Consider the following 20192-nt stretch of genomic DNA (forward strand, 5'->3'; position numbering starts at 1 on the left):
TTTCTCTGTAACATGTAGATGATTATATCGTTCCTCCTACATGAAATCAAGGCAGTTTAGAAATATTTTATAATCATTTTATTGAATGATTAATTCTTCATATTTTTATAACAAAGAAGCTCTTAATTCGTCTCCTGATTTCGCACTTAAATATGCTGGTGCGATATCAAATACAGTCTTACATCCACTCTGTCCTTCTTTGGAAAGCTTATATGCAGCTCTTGCATATGCAACTAAAACACTTGATGTAAATTCTGGATTAGAATCTAATTTTAAGCTGTACTCGATGATATGTTTGTTTTCTTTTTCCCATCCTGTACATCCACTTCTTAATACAAATCCACCATGAGGGATCTTGCTGTGGTCACGATCTAATTCTTCCTGGCTGATGAAATGTACAGTTGTATCATAGTCTGAGAAGTAGTTCGGCATTGTCTTGATCTCTTCTTCAACTTTCTTCGCATCTGCACCTTCTTCAAGTACTACAAAGCATTCTCTTGTATGCTTCTGTCTTGTTGTAAGTTCTGGATCTTCCCCATTACGAACTGCTTCTAAAGCTGCTTCTACAGGAATTGTGTACTGTTTACCATCTTTGACACCTTCCACACGACGGATCGCATCAGAGTGTCCCTGGCTGACTCCTTTTCCCCAGAATGTATAGTCTTTTCCTTCTGGAAGGATCGCGTTTGCATACATTCTATTTAAAGAGAACATTCCTGGATCCCAACCTACAGAAATGATTCCAATATGTCCATATTCTTTCGCTGCTTTATCGACATTTGCAAAATGTTCTGGAATTCTTGCGTGTGTATCAAAGCTGTCTACCACGTTAAATAATTTGGCATATTCTGGTGTCTGAACAGGAAGGTCTGTTGCACTTCCTCCACATAACATTAAAACATCAATCTTATCTTTCCAATCTTCAACATCTTTGACATTACATACAGCTGCACCTTCTGTTAAAATGCTGACTGTCGCTGGATCTCTTCTTGTAAATACAGCTACAAGCTCCAAATCGTCATTCTGTTTGATCGCGCATTCAATTCCGCGTCCAAGGTTACCATAACCCATAATACCAATTCTAATCATTGATTTTCTCCTTTTTGACTTTATTAAACATAGTATATCATCTCTGTGTTTTGCGTTCAATGTATTCTTTTTATGATTTTTTTGCTATAATGATCTTAAAAATTCCCGATGATTCCTGATCCTTCGGGAATATTCTAACAGAAATGAGGAATTTTATCATGTCATTTACCGGCATTTTCAAAGCAAAAAACGGCATTGTCGCTGTCGTTGATTCAAAGGCATCCAGAGTAGAAAACGGGCAATCTTATGAAGACGTTCACAGAAATCCAGAAAAGCTCTTTGTATTCCAAAACGGAATTGCAACAACTTTTGGTGCTAACCAGATCTTAGTCCAGAATCCTTTTGAATTTTCCTCAAAAGTCATTGCCATCGAAGATCTGGTTTATGAATATCTGCATTTAAAGAATATCCTAGATGCTTCTTTCTTCCAATCTCTGCTTGTAAAAATGACATCCAACCCAGCCAATACAGAACCTGTAAACTTTCTGGTTGGACGCAAAATCCGTCAGGAAGAATACATCTTAGAACATCATCAAGTACGTTATTGTGCCTACGCACAACGGCTCGCAACCCCAATGGAACATTTCTTTACTGGCGGAGATGAAAAATATCGGGAACACTTTGATAACCTTCCATATCTTTCACAGATCACCTCTGTTGATGTATTGCAGAAAACTGTTGCAAAAGAATTGGATGGATTGATTCAATATTATGACCAGCAATCCGAATATAATCCTGTAGGAAAGCCTGTGAAATCTTATGTTTTAAGATAATGCTACTTTATAGTTTTATCTTCGAAAAAGCCTCCGCAAATGCATTATTGATCGGCTCCTGTGCTTCTTTTTGCTGTTTTTTCAAATATCGGTTCACTTCTTTTTTACTCATTCCAGAACCTTGTTTTTCTTTTCTTTGTTTAAATGCAGACAGTTTTTCTTTATACCCACAAACACATACAAACTTCTGTCCTTCACCTTCTCCGACCATTTCCATCTTCTTGTGGCATACGGGACATCTGGCGTTTGTGACTTTTGAGATCGTCTTTTTATATCCACAGATACGGTCCTGACATACTAGACGTTTTCCGTGTTTTCCATTGACTTCCAATAAAAATTTTCCACATTCCGGGCAGCGGTGTCTTGTAACATTATCATGTCTAAATTTACCATCCGATGTTTTAATATCATTGATCAATGCCTGTGTATAGTCTGAGATTTCTCTCATAAATTTCTGATCATTTTGTTTTCCTTTAGAGATTGCTGTCAGTTTCTTCTCCCAGTCGGCGGTTAACTCTGCTTTTTTTAGATCTTCTGGAACAAGTTCTAACAATTGTTTTCCTTTGGATGTGATATGGATTTCATTTCCTTTTTTCTCAAGAAGATAACTGTTAAATAACTTATCAATGATATCGGCTCTTGTCGCAACCGTTCCAAGTCCTTTTTTATCCATCTGATCGATCAATGTTCCTTCTGTGTAACGCCCTGGTGGATTCGTTGTTCCTTCTGTCATGGAAATCGTTCCAACCGGATATTCTTTTCCTTTGACTGGGATATTTCCTGCTTTGATCGTGTCTTTTGTTTGAGTTTCCTCTTCGTAGAGTTCTCTCCATCCCAGCTGTTTGATATTCTCTGCTTTTGCACGGAAAAGTTCTCCATTTATGCTTGCTTTCACAGAGAGTTGTTCAGAAATTGCTGGTGCTGATAAAACAGCTAAAAATCTTGCAACAACCATATCATAGATCTTTCGTTCATCGGAACTAAAACTTGTCAAGGATGCATACTGCTCTGTTGGAATGATCGCATGATGGTCAGATACTTTTTTATCATTGATAAAACGGCTGCTTGCTTTGATTTCTTTTCTTAATAACGTTGCTGCTGACTTTTTATATGATCCATTCTGACATGCTTTGATCCTGTCTTTTAATGTATCTGTCATGTCATTGGTCAAATATCTGGAATCTGTTCTTGGATATGTCAATACTTTGTGATGCTCATAAAGACTCTGCATGATATTTAATGTCTGTTTTGGTGAAAAGCCGTAACGTTTACTCGCTTCTTTCTGCAAAGTTGTCAGATCATAAAGTTCTGGAGCATAGTTCTTTTTCTCTTTTTTTGAAACCTCCGTGATCACAAGATCATGACCTCTTAATTTCTTACCAAGTTCCTCTGCCCATTTCTTGTCAGAAATTCTCTGATTTCCTTTCTGATTCTCCCATGTGAAATTCATTCCTGTTGCAAAAATCTTATAACCGTAATATTTCTGCGGTTTGAAACTCTTAATTTCCTGCTCTCGGTTCATGATCATTGCCAAAGTTGGGGTCTGCACACGCCCACAAGATAACTGAGCATTGTATTTACATGTCAAAGCTCTTGTCGCATTGATCCCGACTAACCAGTCTGCTTCAGCTCTTGATCTTGCTGCACGGAAGAGATCATCATATTCTTTTCCCGGTTTTAAATGTGCAAAACCATCTTTGATCGCTTTGTCTGTTACCGAAGATATCCACAAACGGTAGATTGGTTTCTTATTTCCAGACATCTGTAAGATCCATCTGGCAACTAATTCTCCTTCTCTTCCTGCATCGGTTGCAATGATCACATCTTTGATATCATTTCGAAGGAGTAATTTCTTTACTGTCTGGAATTGTTTGGATGTCTTCTTTAACACTGTTAATTTCCAATGTTTTGGCATCATTGGAAGGACATCCATATTCCACTCTTTGTATTCCTTTCCATACTGCTCAGGATCCGCCAGAGATACTAAATGCCCTAATGCCCACGTTACAATATGATCATTTCCTTCGATATAACTATGCGTTTCCTTCTTACAACCAAGAACTCTCGCAATATCACGCCCAACCGAAGGCTTTTCTGCTAATACTAATCGTTTCATTTTATTATTTAAACCTTTCTAAAATTGTCATCTCAAATTTATTATCCCGACCATTTTAACATATTTTGTGGTATACTGGAATAAAGATATTTTATCGTATTTTTACAGAATTGAGGTATTTACATATGAAATTAATGATCGCATCCGATATTCACGGATCTGCTTTTTACTGTAAACAATTAATCGAAGCATATAAACAAGAACAGCCTGATAAACTACTTCTTTTAGGAGATTTACTTTATCATGGCCCAAGAAATGACCTTCCTAAAGATTACGCACCAAAACAAGTCATCGAAATGCTAAACGCTATCAGCGACCAATTGATCTGTGTCAGAGGAAACTGCGAAGCCGAAGTCGACCAGATGGTACTAAACTTCCCTGTCCTAAGCGAATCCTGCATCCTATACATCGATGGACAAACCATCTACGCAACCCACGGGCACATAAACTCTCCAGCAAATCCTCCAAAATTACATAAAGGAGATATTCTGTTGACTGGCCATACCCATATCCCAGCCTGGGAAGAATATGATAACTTTTTATATTTAAATCCAGGATCTGTGTCCATCCCAAAAGAAGGATCCGAACATGGGTATATGATCTATGAAAATAAGAAGTTTTTATGGAAAACCTTAAAAGGTGACGTATATCATACACTTTAACTTTTTTGTTTTCTTATCACATATCTTAATGGTATTCTATAACCTTCATGTATATAAAACAAATAAAAAAGAGATGGAATACGAAAACGATTGAATTTCATGGCGGATCAGCGTTTTGCAAAAAATCCGTCATGAAATTCATGTTTCGTATTCTATCTCTTTTTTATTTGTTTTATATACTAGAAGATTATATAGTATCATTTGGATTTCCCATATAAATTCATCCTCTATTTCTTTCTTAACCCTTAATGATATCATCGATCGTGTCAAATGGGATTCCCTCATTTTCCCCGTTGTCTTTATGCACATGTACAATATCATCTTCTTCTAAACATCTTGCAAATTCAATCTGCATAAAAATACCTTTGATCTCTCTTCCATTTAATGTCTTTACGATCACATGATCATTTTGTGAAACAAAAAGTTCTTCCTCATTCCCAGCTTCATCTTGTTTTACCAATTTCACTCCTGGTAATACATTTGTAAATTCCATAAAAGTTGCTCCTTTATCTTATAATTTTAGAAAAAATTTCATCAATTGTTCTTTAGCTTTGTTATATGGCATATAACGAACTGGAATATCAATCTTATCTGATTTCTTTATGATACTCTTTTCATGCGTAAATGTATCAAAACTTTTCTTCCCATGATAAGACCCCATTCCGCTATTCCCAACTCCTCCAAATCCTAGATATGGAGTTGCAAGGTGGATGATCGTATCATTGATACAGCCACCGCCAAAAGACAACTGTGAAAGTACATCTTGTTCTACTTTATCATTTTCTGTAAATAAATACAATGCCAAAGGCTTGTTATGATCTCTGATATACGAAACTGCATCTTCTAATTTGTCATATGTCATTATAGGAAGTAATGGACCAAAAATCTCTTCCTGCATCACCGTGGATTCTTCTTTTACATTCACAAGTATCGTTGGGGCGATCTTTCGAAGTCTTATATCTCCATAACCGCCTTCAACGATCTTTTCATGTTTCATCAATTCCATAATGCGCTGATAATGTCTCGGATTTATCATAGATGAATAATCTTTATTCGACAAAGGATGTTCCCCGATCATTTTATTGATCCAGTATTTTAAGTAGAAGATCAGTTCACTTTCTGCTTTTTTATCTACGAAAATGTAATCTGGCGCAACACAGGTCTGCCCACTGTTTAAAAATTTTCCAAAAACAATTCGTTTTGCTGCCAACTTAATATTGGCACTTTCTTCTACAATGCATGGACTTTTTCCACCTAATTCCAAAGTCACTGGTGTTAAATGTCTCGATGCTTTTTCCATCACGATCTTTCCAACTCGTTCTCCACCAGTATAGAAAATATGATCAAATGACTGTTCCAGAAGTTTTTCACTGATTTCTACTCCTCCATTGATCACAGCAACGTAATGAGAAGGGAAAACTTCTCCAATCATCTTCTTTAAAAGACTGGCACAATGTGGTGCGTGTTCAGATAGTTTTAAAACACAACAATTTCCTGCTGCGATCGCTCCGATCAGCGGCTGTAAGGATAAAAGAATTGGATAATTCCATGGGGCTATGATCAATACCTTTCCGAGTGGTTCTTTGATCTTATAACTTTGGGATGGAAACTGGGCAAGCGGTGTTTTTACCTGCTCTGTTTTCATCCATTTTTTTAGATGCTTCTTTGCATAAGAAAGTTCACTTTTTACCATGCCAATCTCTGCCATATAGGACTCAAAAGATGATTTCCCTAAATCTTTGTATAATGCATGTTCCATATCTTCTTCATGTTGTTTGATCGCACATTCCAAGCGCAATAATGCTTTCTTTCGAAATTCGTATTTCTTTGTCTTCTGGCTTTGAAAAAAATGTTCTTGTCTTTTTAACATTTGATTGATTTCCATGATAACCTATCCTTTCTTTCTCTACCTTCACCGCGTTTTATCTTAATTTTACCATATATAGTAAACTACCGCCTCTCTTTTTTATTTATTGCCACTTTTTAAGAAATTCGCTATAATAAATTTGTTTTACAACAACCATATCTTTACAATGAAAGGATTTATACATATATGAAACGTAATATCAGATTAACAATTGAATATGATGGTTCCCGCTATCAGGGCTGGCAGAGGCTTGGCGGTGATTCCAATGCGAATACGATTCAAGGAAAATTAGAGTCTGTTTTATCAAAAATGACTGGAGAAGATGTCAATATCAATGGATCTGGCCGTACCGATGCTGGTGTTCATGCTTATGGTCAGGTTGCCAATTTCCATACAAACTGTATGATGTCTGTTAGTGAGATCAAAAACTATCTTACCAAATATCTTCCATCTGATATCGGTATTGTGGAAGTTTCTGAAGCTTCCGAACGTTTTCACAGTCGTTTAAATGCGAAAGAGAAAACTTATCTTTACCGGATTGCAATTCCTGGTGTATCGAATGTTTTTGAACGTAAATACCTTTGGTATTTCCCGGAAACTTTGGATATCAAAAAGATGGAAGAAGCTGCATCATTACTGATCGGAACGCATGATTTTAAAGGATTTTCTTCAATTAAGAAAACGAAGAAATCTACCGTCCGTACTATCTATAACATCGAGATCAAAAAGACAAAAAAAGAAATCCAGATCTCTTATACAGGAAATGGCTTCCTTCATAACATGGTCCGGATTCTTACTGGAACTTTAGTAGAAGTTGGATGTGGAAAAATAAAACCAGAGGATATTACAAAAGCACTGGAAAGTACAAAAAGAAGCGATGCAGGGATTACTGCACCGCCTCAAGGGTTATTTCTGGTTTCTGTGGAGTATTAAGATCTAATCTTATTCTCCCCAGACTTCCTCAGCAATTTCTTTCACTAATTTTAGTTTTGCCCACTGTTCTTCTTCTGTTAATTTATTACCGATCGCACAAGAAGCAAATCCACACTGTGGGCTTAGGCATAGTCTTTCCAAAGGAATGTATTTTGCTGCCTGTCTGATTCTGTTGATTACTTTTTCTTTGTCTTCAAGATCTGGTTTCTTTGTCGTGATCAGACCAAGGACAACTTTCTTGTCTTCTGATACTTTCTTAAGTGGTGCAAATCCTCCAGATCTTTCATCATCATATTCAAGGAAAAGTGCATCAACATTTTCTTTTGCAAATACATAATCTGCAACTGTATCATATGGACCACTTGTGAAGAATGTAGAATGATAATTTCCACGACAGATATGGGATGTAATTACCATATCTTCTGGTCTTCCTTCTAATGCAAGGTTGTTCACAGTAAGCAGCTGTTTCTTCACATCTTCAAGATCAATTCCTAATGCTTTATATCTTTGTTTCGCAGCATCTCCCACGATTGCTCCCCAAGTACAGTCATCTAACTGAAGATTACGGCATCCTGCCTTATAGAACTGTTTGATCACATCCTGATATGCAACACCAATATCCTGAATCAATTCTTCATTTGTCGCATAATATTTTCTTGTCGTTTCAATGTTTGTTGGAACAATCATTTGCTGAAACATCTGTGCTGGTGCAGGAATTGTATATTTTGCAATTGTATTTTCATCTTCAAACTGTTTTAAATATTTAAAATACTCTACAAATGGATGCTTTTTCGCTTTGATCTTTCCTACCAGATAAGTGTCTTCTAAAGAAGCTAATTCTCCATCGAACTGTACTCCACTTCCTGTCTGTTCATGTGCTACACCCTCAAATCCCCACATAAAATCTAAATGCCAGTAAGTTCTTCTGAACTCTCCGTCCGTAATCACATGATATCCTAATTCTTTTTGTTTTGCTACTAATTTTGCGATCTCTTCATTTACGATGTTATCGTATACTTCTTTTGTGATCTTGTTTTCGTTATATTGTGTTGTTGCTTTCTTTAATTCTTCTGTTCTTAAAAAGCTTCCTACATAATCATATCGAAATGGCTCTTGTAATTTACTCATCTTGCTGTATCTCCTTTGTTTGCCTTATTTTTAAGTTATACATAGAGTATATCATCAAAAAACTATTTTTCAAAATATATATAATTATCAGTTTGCCATAGTTTTAAGTTATAGTAATGGACTACATAGGCATTAAAGTGAATTACATTTTATACAGGGTATGCTTCTTCATTTCCTTCTGTAACATCAACTTTCTTTTCCTGTGCATCGCGATATTTAAAATACTCTGTAGCAACCTGAGGGAATAAAGCGTAACTTAATACATCTTCATCCTGTTCTTTATAAGCTGCTACCTCCTTCTCAAATTCAGGAAGTTCGTCTTCGATCATGTCTGCATATCGGCATGTAATTGGCTGTTTATCTCCAATACATTTTTTCTGTACTTCGGGATTGAATGGTTTAGCTGTTGCTCCGTATTTCCCCTCAAGGATTTCTTTGGTTTCTTTTGTTACCATCTTGTAGCGTTCACCAGTCACAACATTAAATACAGCCTGTGTTCCAACAATCTGAGAGGATGGAGTAACGAGTGGGCATTCTCCCAAGTCTTTTCTTACTTTTGGTACTTCTTCTAGTACTTCGTAGTATTTATCAGATGCATGCTGGCTTTCTAACTGGGATGTCAGGTTAGAGAGCATTCCTCCTGGTACCTGATAGAGCAGGGTCTTGATATTGACTCCTAAGTTCTTTGGATTTAATAATCCAGAATCTAAGGCTTCATCTCTGATCGGACGGAAATAATCTGCGATCTCGGCTAATAATTTCTGGTCTAAGCCTGTGTCGTATGGTGTATTTTTGAATGTTTCTACCATAACTTCTGTTGCTGGCTGGGATGTTCCCATGGAAAATGGTGACATAGCTGTATCAATGACATCAACTCCGGCTTCTACTGCTTTCATGTATGTCATAGATGCTACTCCGGATGTATAGTGTGTATGTAACTGGATTGGAATATCAACCGTTGCTTTTAGTTCTTTTACCAGTTCTTCTGCTTTGTATGGTAATAATAATCCAGCCATATCTTTGATACAGATAGAGTTTGCTCCCATATCTTCGATTCCTTTTGCAAGGTCTTTCCAGTAATCTAAGGTATAGGCATCTCCCAATGTATATGACATTGCGACCTGGGCATGTCCTTTTTCTTTGTTTGCTGCATTTACTGCCGTCTGTAAATTTCGAAGATCGTTCATACAGTCAAAGATACGAATGATATCGATTCCATTTGCAATGGATTTCTGTACAAAATATTCAACAACATCATCTGCGTATGGACGGTATCCTAAGATATTCTGTCCTCTGAATAACATTTGTAATTTTGTATTTTTAAATCCATCTCTGAATTTTCTTAGTCTGTCCCATGGATCTTCTTTTAAGAAACGCAGGGATGCATCGAAGGTTGCTCCACCCCAGCATTCCACAGAATGGTATCCGACCTGATCCATTTTGTTGATGATCGGTAACATCTGTTCTGTCGTCATTCTTGTGGCGATCAGGGACTGATGTGCATCTCTTAAGATTGTTTCTGTTATTTTAATTGGTTTTGCCATAATATTTTCCTCCTTACACTCCAAAGATCGCCATAAATGTACCTGCTGCAACGGCTGTTCCGATGACTCCTGCTACATTTGGCCCCATTGCATGCATTAATAAGAAATTCGTTGGGTCCGCTTCTGCTCCGACTTTTTGTGATACTCTGGCTGCCATTGGCACTGCGGATACTCCTGCAGAACCGATCAGTGGATTGATCTTTCCACCAGATAATTTACACATCAGTTTTCCAAATAAGACTCCTCCTGCGGTTCCTACTGCGAATGCAACCAGTCCTAATAATACGATCTTAAGTGTTGCGATATTTAAGAAGTTTTCTGCACTTGTGGATGCTCCAACAGATGTTCCAAGTAAAATGACAACGATATACATCAAAGCATTGGATGCAGTTTCTGATAACTGTTTGACTACTCCACTTTCACGGAATAAGTTTCCAAGCATTAACATACCAACGAGCGGTGCTGTTGTTGGAAGGATCAGGCAGACAACGATTGTGATAATGATTGGGAACAGTATCTTTTCTGTCTTTGATACTGGACGTAACTGTTCCATCTTGATTTTTCTCTCTTCTTCCGTTGTCAATAATTTCATGATTGGCGGCTGAATGATCGGTACTAGTGACATATAGGAATATGCTGCTACTGCAATCGGTCCCATAAGTCCTGTCTGATGTAACTTTCCTGCAAGGAAAATGGAAGTTGGTCCGTCTGCTCCACCGATGATTGAGATCGCTGCCGCTGCTTTTCCATTAAATCCTAAGAAAATTGCTAAGAAATATGCACTATAGATTCCAAGCTGTGCTGCTGCTCCTAATAAGAAACTCTTTGGATTAGCGATCAGTGGACCAAAGTCTGTCATAGCTCCAACACCAAGGAAGATCAATGATGGAAGAATACTCCATTCATCTAAAGTATAAAAGTAGTGTAATAATCCACCTACACCGTTTGATGTACTTGCTGGATCTGCCATGATATCCGGGTAGATATTAACAAGTAACATTCCAAATGCGATCGGTACTAATAACAATGGCTCGAATCCATGACGGATCGCAAGATATAAAAATACCAGTGCGACTAAGATCATGACATAGTTCCCCCATGTCAGATGAAAAAATGCTGTAGAGTGGATCAGATTCGATAAAGTATGTGTGATATTAGCCATCAAATCCCCTCCATTCTAATTCATTGTAGCTAAGACAGCTCCATTTTCAACATTATTTCCCTGTGATACAGCGATACTTGCAATTGTTCCATCCTGAGGTGCAACGACTGGAATCTCCATTTTCATAGATTCTAAGATCACAACCGTATCTCCAGCTTTCACTGCCTGTCCTTGTGATACTTCAACTGCAATGATCTTTCCTGGAACAGAAGATTTAATCTCAACACTTCCTGCATTTGATACTGGATGTGTTGCAGTTGCTGCTTCATTTCCTGTTGTTTCTTCCACTGTTACATCGTATACATTTCCATTTACTGTGATCCTATAACTTTTCATTTTCTCTCCTCCTGATCTACCATTGATTTCTGTGTACTTTTTTTATCGAACGAACAATATATTGTCTTGGATCTTTTCCTTCAGAAGCTGCGATCGCTGCTGTGATCACTGCAATTAGTTCCAGATCATCAACGAGTTCTTTTTCTACTGGTACCTCTACAGGTACTTCTTGCTTTACCGGTTCTGCTATCTTCTTTTTCGTCAATTTTTCTTCCAACATTGGAATAAAACGAAATAAGTAAATGAGAAAACTTAATGAAACCAGTACAAAAAATACAATGGATACACCCATGATCGTATTACTTACTGCTGTCTGCATAGGTTCCCTCCTTCTTTAAAATACAGAATGTTTTTTTGGTATCTGCATTTCTCTTTTTGTATACAGCATTTCAAAAGCACCAATGACATATTTTCTTGTTTCTGCCGGATCGATCACTGTGTCAACATATCCACGTCTTGCTGCTGTATAAACATCTGACTGTAATTCTTCATATTCCTTTGCTTTTTCTTTTAGTACATCTGCATTTGCTCCTGGATACATGATCTTGACAGCCATATCTGCTTCCATCATTCCAATCTTTGCATCACTCCATGCATATACGAAGTCTGCTCCAATTGATTTACTGTTCATAGATACATAGGCACTTCCAAATGCTTTCTTTGAGATCACATTCACTTTTGGAACTGTTGCCTGTACAAACGCTCCTGTCATTGCTCCGATTGCCTGTGAAAGTTCTTTTTCCTGTTCGATTTCGGCTACAAATCCAACGGTATCTGTAACTGTCAAAATTCCAATGCCAAACGCATCGCATAATTTCACAAAGGATGCTGCTTTTTTCGCTCCCTGTGCGCTGATTCTTTCTTCCTTATTGGCAATACATCCTATCGTTTCTCCATTCAGGCGGATAAATCCGATCGCCATATCATTTCCATAGTCTTTCTTTAATTCTACAAATTCATTCTGATCTGCAATTTGTATCAAGATTTCCTTTCCATTTCCTGCTGAAATATTTTCACAGAGACGATTCAGGTCATCTACACAATCTATGACCTTGCTTTGATCTTTGTAGTTTGATGGAAAGATTTGGGTTAACTTTCGGATCTCTTCGAAAACTTCTGTTTCATTTCCAACAAAATCTACCGTTCCTGCTTCTTTGCTCTGGAAGACTGCACTTGCACTGTTTAATACTTCTTTCCTGTTTCCTTCGATCGCATTTGGTGCATTTACAAACAACTGTCCTTTTTCTTCCATTAATGTAAAATCTGTTAACGTTGTAAATACAGAAAGACCACCCCCGCAATTTCCAAAGATTGCACTGATCTGTAAGATCACTCCAGATGCCTCTGCCTGTTTCTTATAGATCATTCCAAATGCATGAAGTGCATCCGTTGATTCCTGTAGACGGATTCCTGCACAATCGATCATCCCGATGACTGGAACTCCTGTCTTGATCGCAAGGTCATAAAGATTTACGATCTTTCTTGCATGCATTTCTCCGATGGAACCACCAAGTACCTGGGCATCCTGACTGTATACATAAACTGGACATCCATTGATCAGTCCATATCCTGTTACAACCCCATCCGATGGAGTCTCTACTTTGTCTAACTGAAAGTCTGTACTTCTTGCTGTTACCGCCTGTCCGATTTCTACAAAACTTCTCTCATCAAGCAATGCATAAATTCTTTCAACTGCTTTCCCTTTTGATTTATTTTCCATAAAAACCTCCTTTTCTTGTTCTTTTGTATTTTAATTCTATCGTGGCATTTCATCGGAATTTCCTATGATATAAAGTTAAAAAAGGGCCTGCCTATCCTACGGATATGCAGACCCTTTTGTCATGCTTTACTTTAAAAATATATGATCTAAAATTAAAATAATCCTTCTTCATTAAAATAATCGATTCTCATCGCATGACGCACATCTTTCATTGTTTCCTGTGCTTTTGCCCTTGCAGCTTTTGTTCCCTGCTGAAGAATTTCTGCAACTTCTGGAAGTTTTGCTTCCCACATCTTTCTTCTCTCGCGGATTGGTTCTAATTCTGCCTGAAGTACTTTGTTTAAGAACTTCTTCACTTTGACATCTCCAAGTCCTCCACGCTGATAATGGGCTTTTAATTCATCTAAGTTATTGTATTCTGGCCAGAACTCTTCAAAGTATTCTGGTTTACAGAACGCATCTAAGTAGATAAATACTGGATTACCTTCTACCTGTCCTGGATCTTCAACCCTTAAATGATTTGGATCTGTAAACATGGACATTACTTTCTTCTTGATATCCTGTGGTTCATCAGATAAGTAAATACAGTTTCCAAGAGATTTACTCATCTTCGCTTTTCCGTCGATTCCTGGAAGTCTTAAACATGCCTGATTATCTGGCAGTACGATCTGTGGGTCTGTTAATGTCTCTCCATATACAGAGTTAAACTTGTGTACGATCTCTTTGCACTGCTCTACCATTGGCATCTGATCTTCTCCTGCTGGTACGACCGTTGCTCTAAATGCAGTGATATCTGCTGCCTGACTGATCGGATATGTGAAAAATCCAACTGGAATGCTTGCTTCAAAATTCTTCTGTTTGATCTCTGCTTTTACTGTTGGGTTACGCTGCACTCTTGCAACTGTAACTAAGTTCATATAGTAGAAAGACAGTTCTGTAAGTTCTGGTACCATAGACTGAATAAAGATATTGACTTTCTCTGGATCTAACCCACATGCAAGATAATCAAGTGCTACCTGCATAATGTTCTGTCTTACTTTCTCTGGATGTTCTGCATTATCTGTTAATGCCTGGGCATCAGCGATCATGATATAAATTTCGTCGAATTTACCAGAATTCTGCAGTCTCACTCGTTCTTTTAAAGATCCTACATAATGTCCAACATGCAGTCGTCCCGTTGGTCTGTCTCCTGTTAATATTACCTGTTTCATTATTTTCTCCTTTTCCGCTTTCCGTATAGACTTTGTACGTCTTCTCTTATGATCTATACTCTTATGTTTTATTGTAAAATCAAATGCGTAAAGTGTCAATATTTCATTGTGAAAAGATTTTTGTGTGTCCGCACCAGAAAGACATTCATTTCCGTAAAAAAGACATTTTGTATTGACTTAAGGAATAAAAGTAAATATAATGAATAAGATTGATTCTTTATTTTTAAGAAAATATGATGTAAGTATCAAAATATCACTTAAAAATAAAAAAATAATGAAAGAAGGAATTTTTAAAATGAAAAACTTATTGCAAAAGTGGAATAGCTTAAGTCTGATCGTAAGAATCTTAATCGGTCTGATCATCGGTGCTATTCTTGGTGTAGCTGCTCCAAAAGCAACAGGGCTTGCTCTACTTGGAGATTTATTTGTTGGTGCTCTTCGTGCTGTAGCCCCAATCCTTGTATTTGTACTTGTCATTGCTTCTTTAGCAAATTCTAAGAGCAACGGTGCAAAAAATATGCGTATTGTTATCATCCTTTATATGCTAACAACTTTTATTGGTGCTGTTGTCGCAGTATGTGGAAGTTTTCTCTTCCCAATCACATTACGTCTTGGAAAAGCTGCTACATCTGAAGCCGCTCCTCCAACGGGTGTGTTAGAAGTATTAAAGAACTTATTAATGAATATCGTATCAAACCCTGTTGATTCCCTTGTAAAGGCAAACTACATCGGTATCCTTGCATGGGCTGTTGTTTTTGGACTTGCATTAAAAGCTGCAACTCCTGGAACTAAAAAAGCTCTTCATGATATCTCTGCTGCAGTTACAAAAGCTGTACACTGGATCATCAACTGTGCTCCATTTGGTATTCTTGGACTTGTATATAACACTGTATCTACAAACGGATTAAGCATCTTTACTGATTATGGTAAACTTCTTGCCCTATTAGTTGGATGTATGTTATTTACTGTATTTGTAACAAACCCAATCATCGTATTTAGTATGCTTCGCAGAAACCCATATCCACTGATCTTAAAATGCTTAAAAGAAAGTGGTTTAACAGCATTCTTTACAAGAAGTTCTGCTGCAAACATTCCTATGAACATGGCTCTTTGCGAAAAACTGGGATTAAATGAAGATAACTATTCTGTATCTATCCCTCTTGGTTCTACGATCAACATGGATGGTGCTGCGATCACGATCACAGTTATGTCTCTTGCAGCTGCTCATACAATGGGTATCTCTGTTGATATTCCTACAGCAATCATCTTAAGTGTCTTAGCTGCTGTTTCTGCATGTGGTGCTTCTGGTGTTGCTGGTGGATCCCTGCTGTTGATCCCTCTTGCATGTTCTTTATTTGGTATCTCAAATGATGTTGCCATGCAGGTTGTTGGTGTTGGATTCATCATCGGAGTAGTACAGGATTCTGTTGAAACTTGCTTAAACTCTTCTTCTGATGTATTACTTACAGCAACTGCTGAGTTATATCAGAGAAGAAAAGCTGGGGAAGATATTGTATTGATCCCTAATAAATAAAAGTTGTGGAAATATAAAAAAAGGGTTATTTACCTTGGACGTGTTCATACGTTCCAAGGTGATTACCCTTTTTTCTTATATTATTTTTATGAATATTCACTACACTTCTGTATTACAATCTAATTTTTCTCATCCATCAATCCAAACTGTATCGTCACACAAGTAGCAATGATCAATCCAAACATATAAAATGAATATTTTAACACATTAAGTGGTGACACATCTGCGAGTGCCGTGATCATTAACATACCTCCATCATGTGGCATCAATGAGATAAATGCACAGGCAAAGATATCTACCAGACTGGCAAGTCTCTTTGGTGCAATCTTGTATTTTTCACCGATTTCTTTTGCGATCGGACAAGTAACAATAATAGCAATCGTGTTATTTACCATTGCCGCGGAAAGAATTCCTGACATCAGCCCGATTCCATATTCTGCACCACGTCTATTCTTGATCTTGCCACTAATCGCTCCTACCAGCCACTCAACTCCGCCATATTCGCGAACAATACCAATGATTCCAGATACCAAGATCGCAACCATACTGATACTAAACATATCACTCATACCATTTCCAATTGCCTGAATCCAGTCAAAAAATCCGCAGCTTCCCACACAAAATCCGATAATACCTGCAGAGAGGATTCCTACAAAAAGTACAACTGCAACGTTAATCCCCATCAATGCTGCTCCAAGAACGATAAGATATGGAAGGACTTCAATGATATTGTAACTTCCTGCCTTGATTGCTCCACTTCCAGTACCTCCGACCACTGAATAAAGGATCATTGCCACGATCGCAGCCGGTAATGCGATAAAGAAGTTCATTTAAACTTATCTTTCATCTCAGAACCGCATCCTTCTGCTGCTGAGATCGTTGTATCAGAAATCATGGAAAGGTTATCTCCAAAATAAGAACCTCCGATCACTGCTGCTCCAACGATCGCAACATTTAAGTGTGCTCCCTGTGCCACATTGATCGCGATTGGTGCCATTGCTGCAATGGTTCCCATGGATGTTCCTATCGATGTAGAAATAAAACAGCACATTAAAAATACACCTGGAATCAAAAATGTTACTGGAATCACATGAAGACATAGATTAACAACAGAATCTTTTCCTCCCATTGCCGCTGCTGCTCCCTGAAATCCCCCTGCCATCAGATAAATCAAAACAATCATCATAACTCCAGAATTTCCCATGTTTGTCGTCATAATATTTAATTTATCTTTTACATCCATACTTCTGTTTAAAAGAAGTGCTACCGCACATCCTGCCAAAAGTGCGACATGACGTGGAAATTTTCCAAATGGGTCGTCTGCTCCCATCAAGGTAAATGTAATTCCACATCCTACATAACATACTAGAAATACGATCAGTGGAAGAAAGGCCACAGATCCTAGATTTTTCTTTTGTTTCTCCATTTCTTTTCCTCTCAATCTTAATATGTATCCAGATAAATCTGTCTTATTTCTCTGCCAGATGCTTATCCAGTGCATTTTTTAACTGTGTCAGTGCCTGCTCAACCGTCACTCGTGGACACGCAACGTTGAAACGCTCAAACTGTGCTGTCTCTGGTCCAAAGATGATTCCAGAATCCAGCCACAATTTTGCTTCTTCTAACATTAAATGTTCTAATTCTTCATTGCTGAATCCATATCCTGAGAAATCAACCCATACTAAATAAGTCCCTTCTGGTTCTACCATCTTTGCTTTTGGAAAGTTCTCTTTTACATATCGGCTCATATACTTTACGTTTTCATATATATATTCTACCAATTCATCTACCCAGTCAGCACCTTTTGTGTAACATACTTTCACAGCAAGCTGTCCCATTAAGCTTCCCTGACTGTAAGCTGCCTGTGTATTAGCCCATTGATATTTTTTTCTTAATTCTTCGTTTGGAATAATGATATTTGCTGGCTGTAATCCTGCAACATTAAATGTCTTTCCTGGCGAGCTGTAAAGAGCAATGATCTCATGAAATTTTTTATCCAGATTCATACAGCTTGTAAACTCATGTCCTGGAAAAATAAAATCACAATGCATCTCATCAACCATCCAGATTACGTTGTATTTTAAACAGATTTCTGCGACTTTTTCCATTTCTTCTCTTGTCCAGACTCTTCCTACTGGATTGTGTGGGTTGCAGAAGATCAGTGCTTTTACATTTTCTTCTTTGATCATTTGTTCCATTTTTTCAAAATCAATGGAATAACGATTGTTTTCATAACGAAGCTGACAGTTTACCAGTTTTCTTCCATCATTTTTGATAACTTCACTAAATGGATAGTACACTGGCTGCATAACCATCATGGCATCTCCTTCTTCGGTAAATGCCTTAACACTTGTTCCAAGTGCATAAACGATTCCTGCTCCAAGTGTTACCCATTCTGGTTTGATCGTATATCCGTATCTTGTTGAAAACCAGTGGTTCATTGCATCAAAATATTCATCTAAGGGATCCGTATATCCAAAAATCCCATGATCAATTCTTTTATGAAATTCATCAAGAATCTCATCTGGCAGACGAAAATCCATATCTGCTACCCAAAGAGGAAGCAGGTCATCTCTTCCTTTTCTCTTCATTCCAAAATCGTATTTCAAACAATCTGTTCCATGTCTGTCGATTACTTCGTCAAAATTGTATTTTCCCATTTTCTACTCCTGTGTTGTTTTTTCTGTCTTTTTATACTGGAACATATAATATTTCATTTTTACCACCACAGATCATGCCAAGTGTTGCACTCTGTGCATTCGATAGATCATATTTTTTTCTTGTGATCTCTTTCATCGATGGTGCTTCTTCCATAACAGTTTTTTCTAAGTTTCCTCCACCAATACTTCCAATAATTCCATCTTTTGTGACAAGCATCATACTTCCAACACCTCGTGGAGATGAACCGGATTTCTTTGTGATAATACACAGCACTCCTGATTCTTTTGTCTCAAAAAGTTCTTTACTCATCGTACTTTCTGTTTCGTGATTTTTGATTGCGATCATCTCTGCTGCGATACTGATTGCAATCTCTTCTGGCGTTCTTGCACCGATCTTTAATCCGATTGGTGCATGGATCGTGCTGATCTGTTCTTCACTGTATCCTTCTTCTTTCATTATCTCGAAGGTTTTTGCAACTTTTCCTTTGCTTCCGATCATTCCAAGATAGAGATATGGTCTTCGTAATACCGTTTCTGCACATAATCTGTCATTTGCATGTCCACGTGTGACAACCACATAAAATGCGTTATCTTGTTCTGGCAAAATATCTTCTATGTCATGAAAATCTCTGCAGTAAACTTCATCTGCTTGTGATAGTTTCTCTGAATCTGCAAATTCCTCTCTGTCATCGATCATAATCGTGTAGAAATCTAAAAATTTCGCAATCCGGAGTAACTGGATCGCTACATGTCCAGCCCCGAAGATAACTAATTTCGGCTGAATCTTAAACCAATCGTCCTTGATCTGTGCGACATCTTTTTCTTCCTGTAAGAATCGAGCGATCACTCTTTGATATAGTGTACCTGCCTGTCCTGGATATACTTTGATTTTTGTATCTTTATATTGCTCTCTCAATGGTCCTAGATATCCTTTCTTCAGTAATTTTTGTAAATGCAGCGGTGTAAGGATCGTATCTTCTTTAATCTCTAAATCCTTGTCCGCTAATGAAAGTCTGTGAACAACCTTGCTGGCTGGTTTCCCAAGTGCTGACATTCCGATCACAATATGAATCTCATCGATATTTTCAGGGATCACTGGTTCATAATCCGCTGGAATCTTTGCCGGCATTCCCCTGGAACCATCGGCTTCTATCAGCGTGATATCTGCTTCTTTTACTGCAGTTTCATAGAAATCTTCTGGTAATGGTCCGATTTTTTGTACTAATGCATTTTCTGGCGTCGCAGGCATTCCCGCCATACAATATCCGGTTTCATTTAATTGCTTTCGAATATCTTCTATATTTTCAGGGATCACGGTATCGGATTCCTTTTTCATATGAGTTGTCGTTGTGACAAAGACTTTCTTTCCAAGACTTCTATAATACTGTGCTAACTTATGAACTCTCGTTGTTTTTCCACCGGAACCTGCAACTGCAATGATCATATCTTTTTCCTCT

19 protein-coding genes are annotated in these 20192 nt (G+C 37.6%); 4 read left to right on the forward strand and 15 right to left on the reverse strand.

Going from position 1 to position 20192, the window contains the following annotated elements:
• Window positions 1–105: 105 nt before the first annotated feature.
• On the reverse strand, window positions 106–1089 hold the full coding sequence (locus QUE18_RS07055; RefSeq protein WP_009203346.1) for a diaminopimelate dehydrogenase: 984 nt from the start codon (window positions 1087–1089) through the stop codon (window positions 106–108).
• Window positions 1090–1247: 158 nt separating this feature from the next.
• Here QUE18_RS07055 and QUE18_RS07060 point away from each other — a divergent pair, with 158 nt between their 5' ends.
• Complete coding sequence (locus QUE18_RS07060; RefSeq protein ID WP_040344149.1) at window positions 1248–1862, forward strand: hypothetical protein; 615 nt, start codon at window positions 1248–1250, stop codon at window positions 1860–1862.
• 7 nt (window positions 1863–1869) lie between these two features.
• Here QUE18_RS07060 and QUE18_RS07065 read toward each other — a convergent pair whose 3' ends face one another.
• A complete protein-coding gene (locus QUE18_RS07065; protein ID WP_009203344.1) occupies window positions 1870–3978 on the reverse strand; it encodes a DNA topoisomerase III in 2109 nt (702 codons plus the stop codon).
• A gap of 125 nt (window positions 3979–4103) precedes the next feature.
• On the opposite strand from QUE18_RS07065, the gene yfcE reads away from it, so the two are divergent.
• A complete protein-coding gene (gene yfcE / locus QUE18_RS07070) occupies window positions 4104–4640 on the forward strand; it encodes a phosphodiesterase (RefSeq protein ID WP_008391094.1) in 537 nt (178 codons plus the stop codon).
• A gap of 238 nt (window positions 4641–4878) precedes the next feature.
• Here the strand turns inward: yfcE and QUE18_RS07075 are convergent, their stop codons facing one another.
• Both QUE18_RS07075 and QUE18_RS07080 read right to left on the reverse strand, forming a co-directional pair.
• A complete protein-coding gene (locus tag QUE18_RS07075) occupies window positions 4879–5133 on the reverse strand; it encodes a hypothetical protein (protein WP_008391098.1) in 255 nt (84 codons plus the stop codon).
• An 18-nt stretch (window positions 5134–5151) separates the two neighbouring features.
• On the reverse strand, window positions 5152–6525 hold the full coding sequence (locus QUE18_RS07080) for an aldehyde dehydrogenase (RefSeq protein ID WP_009203343.1): 1374 nt from the start codon (window positions 6523–6525) through the stop codon (window positions 5152–5154).
• Between the two features lie 168 nt (window positions 6526–6693).
• On the opposite strand from QUE18_RS07080, the gene truA reads away from it, so the two are divergent.
• Window positions 6694–7440: a tRNA pseudouridine(38-40) synthase TruA gene (gene truA, locus QUE18_RS07085; protein WP_009203342.1), complete on the forward strand. Its 747-nt coding sequence runs from the start codon at window positions 6694–6696 to the stop codon at window positions 7438–7440.
• Window positions 7441–7449: 9 nt separating this feature from the next.
• On the opposite strand, the gene QUE18_RS07090 is transcribed toward truA, so the two are convergent.
• The 7 genes from QUE18_RS07090 to trpS all read right to left on the reverse strand — a co-directional run bounded on the left by QUE18_RS07090 (window position 7450) and on the right by trpS (window position 14541).
• Window positions 7450–8568, reverse strand: coding sequence for a 5-methyltetrahydropteroyltriglutamate--homocysteine S-methyltransferase (locus QUE18_RS07090; protein WP_009203341.1), 1119 nt, complete (start codon window positions 8566–8568; stop codon window positions 7450–7452).
• 149 nt (window positions 8569–8717) lie between these two features.
• A complete protein-coding gene (locus QUE18_RS07095; RefSeq protein ID WP_040344146.1) occupies window positions 8718–10112 on the reverse strand; it encodes an oxaloacetate decarboxylase subunit alpha in 1395 nt (464 codons plus the stop codon).
• 13 nt (window positions 10113–10125) lie between these two features.
• A complete protein-coding gene (locus QUE18_RS07100) occupies window positions 10126–11274 on the reverse strand; it encodes a sodium ion-translocating decarboxylase subunit beta (protein ID WP_009203339.1) in 1149 nt (382 codons plus the stop codon).
• A 15-nt stretch (window positions 11275–11289) separates the two neighbouring features.
• Window positions 11290–11610, reverse strand: coding sequence for a biotin/lipoyl-containing protein (locus QUE18_RS07105; protein WP_009203338.1), 321 nt, complete (start codon window positions 11608–11610; stop codon window positions 11290–11292).
• Between the two features lie 16 nt (window positions 11611–11626).
• The gene (locus tag QUE18_RS07110; protein ID WP_009203337.1) at window positions 11627–11929 is read right to left on the reverse strand and encodes an OadG family protein; all 303 of its coding nucleotides are present in this window, start codon (window positions 11927–11929) and stop codon (window positions 11627–11629) included.
• 15 nt (window positions 11930–11944) lie between these two features.
• Window positions 11945–13330 carry an acyl-CoA carboxylase subunit beta gene (locus QUE18_RS07115; RefSeq protein WP_009203336.1) on the reverse strand — a complete coding sequence of 462 codons (1386 nt, stop codon included), beginning with the start codon at window positions 13328–13330 and terminating at the stop codon, window positions 11945–11947.
• Between the two features lie 152 nt (window positions 13331–13482).
• A complete protein-coding gene (trpS, locus tag QUE18_RS07120) occupies window positions 13483–14541 on the reverse strand; it encodes a tryptophan--tRNA ligase (RefSeq protein ID WP_009264871.1) in 1059 nt (352 codons plus the stop codon).
• 295 nt (window positions 14542–14836) lie between these two features.
• Between trpS and sstT the strand changes: the two genes are divergently transcribed.
• Entirely contained in the window at window positions 14837–16075 is a 1239-nt protein-coding gene (gene sstT, locus QUE18_RS07125) for a serine/threonine transporter SstT (protein WP_015530457.1), read from the forward strand.
• Window positions 16076–16194: 119 nt separating this feature from the next.
• On the opposite strand, the gene QUE18_RS07130 is transcribed toward sstT, so the two are convergent.
• The 4 genes from QUE18_RS07130 to yqeC are packed head-to-tail and all read right to left on the reverse strand — an operon-like array spanning window position 16195 to window position 20179.
• Window positions 16195–16905, reverse strand: coding sequence for a Na+/H+ antiporter NhaC family protein (locus QUE18_RS07130; RefSeq protein WP_009203334.1), 711 nt, complete (start codon window positions 16903–16905; stop codon window positions 16195–16197).
• The gene (locus QUE18_RS07135; protein WP_242852704.1) at window positions 16902–17501 is read right to left on the reverse strand and encodes a Na+/H+ antiporter NhaC family protein; all 600 of its coding nucleotides are present in this window, start codon (window positions 17499–17501) and stop codon (window positions 16902–16904) included. The genes QUE18_RS07130 and QUE18_RS07135 overlap by 4 nt, the downstream gene beginning before the upstream one ends.
• A gap of 43 nt (window positions 17502–17544) precedes the next feature.
• Entirely contained in the window at window positions 17545–18735 is a 1191-nt protein-coding gene (locus tag QUE18_RS07140; protein WP_009203332.1) for a MalY/PatB family protein, read from the reverse strand.
• 31 nt (window positions 18736–18766) lie between these two features.
• Window positions 18767–20179 (reverse strand): selenium cofactor biosynthesis protein YqeC, encoded by a 1413-nt coding sequence (gene yqeC, locus QUE18_RS07145; protein WP_242852703.1) that lies wholly within the window; start codon window positions 20177–20179, stop codon window positions 18767–18769.
• Between the last annotated feature and the right edge of the window lie 13 nt (window positions 20180–20192).

This window comes from Anaerostipes hadrus ATCC 29173 = JCM 17467, from assembly GCF_030296915.1.
In the GTDB taxonomy this organism is placed as follows: domain Bacteria; phylum Bacillota; class Clostridia; order Lachnospirales; family Lachnospiraceae; genus Anaerostipes; species Anaerostipes hadrus.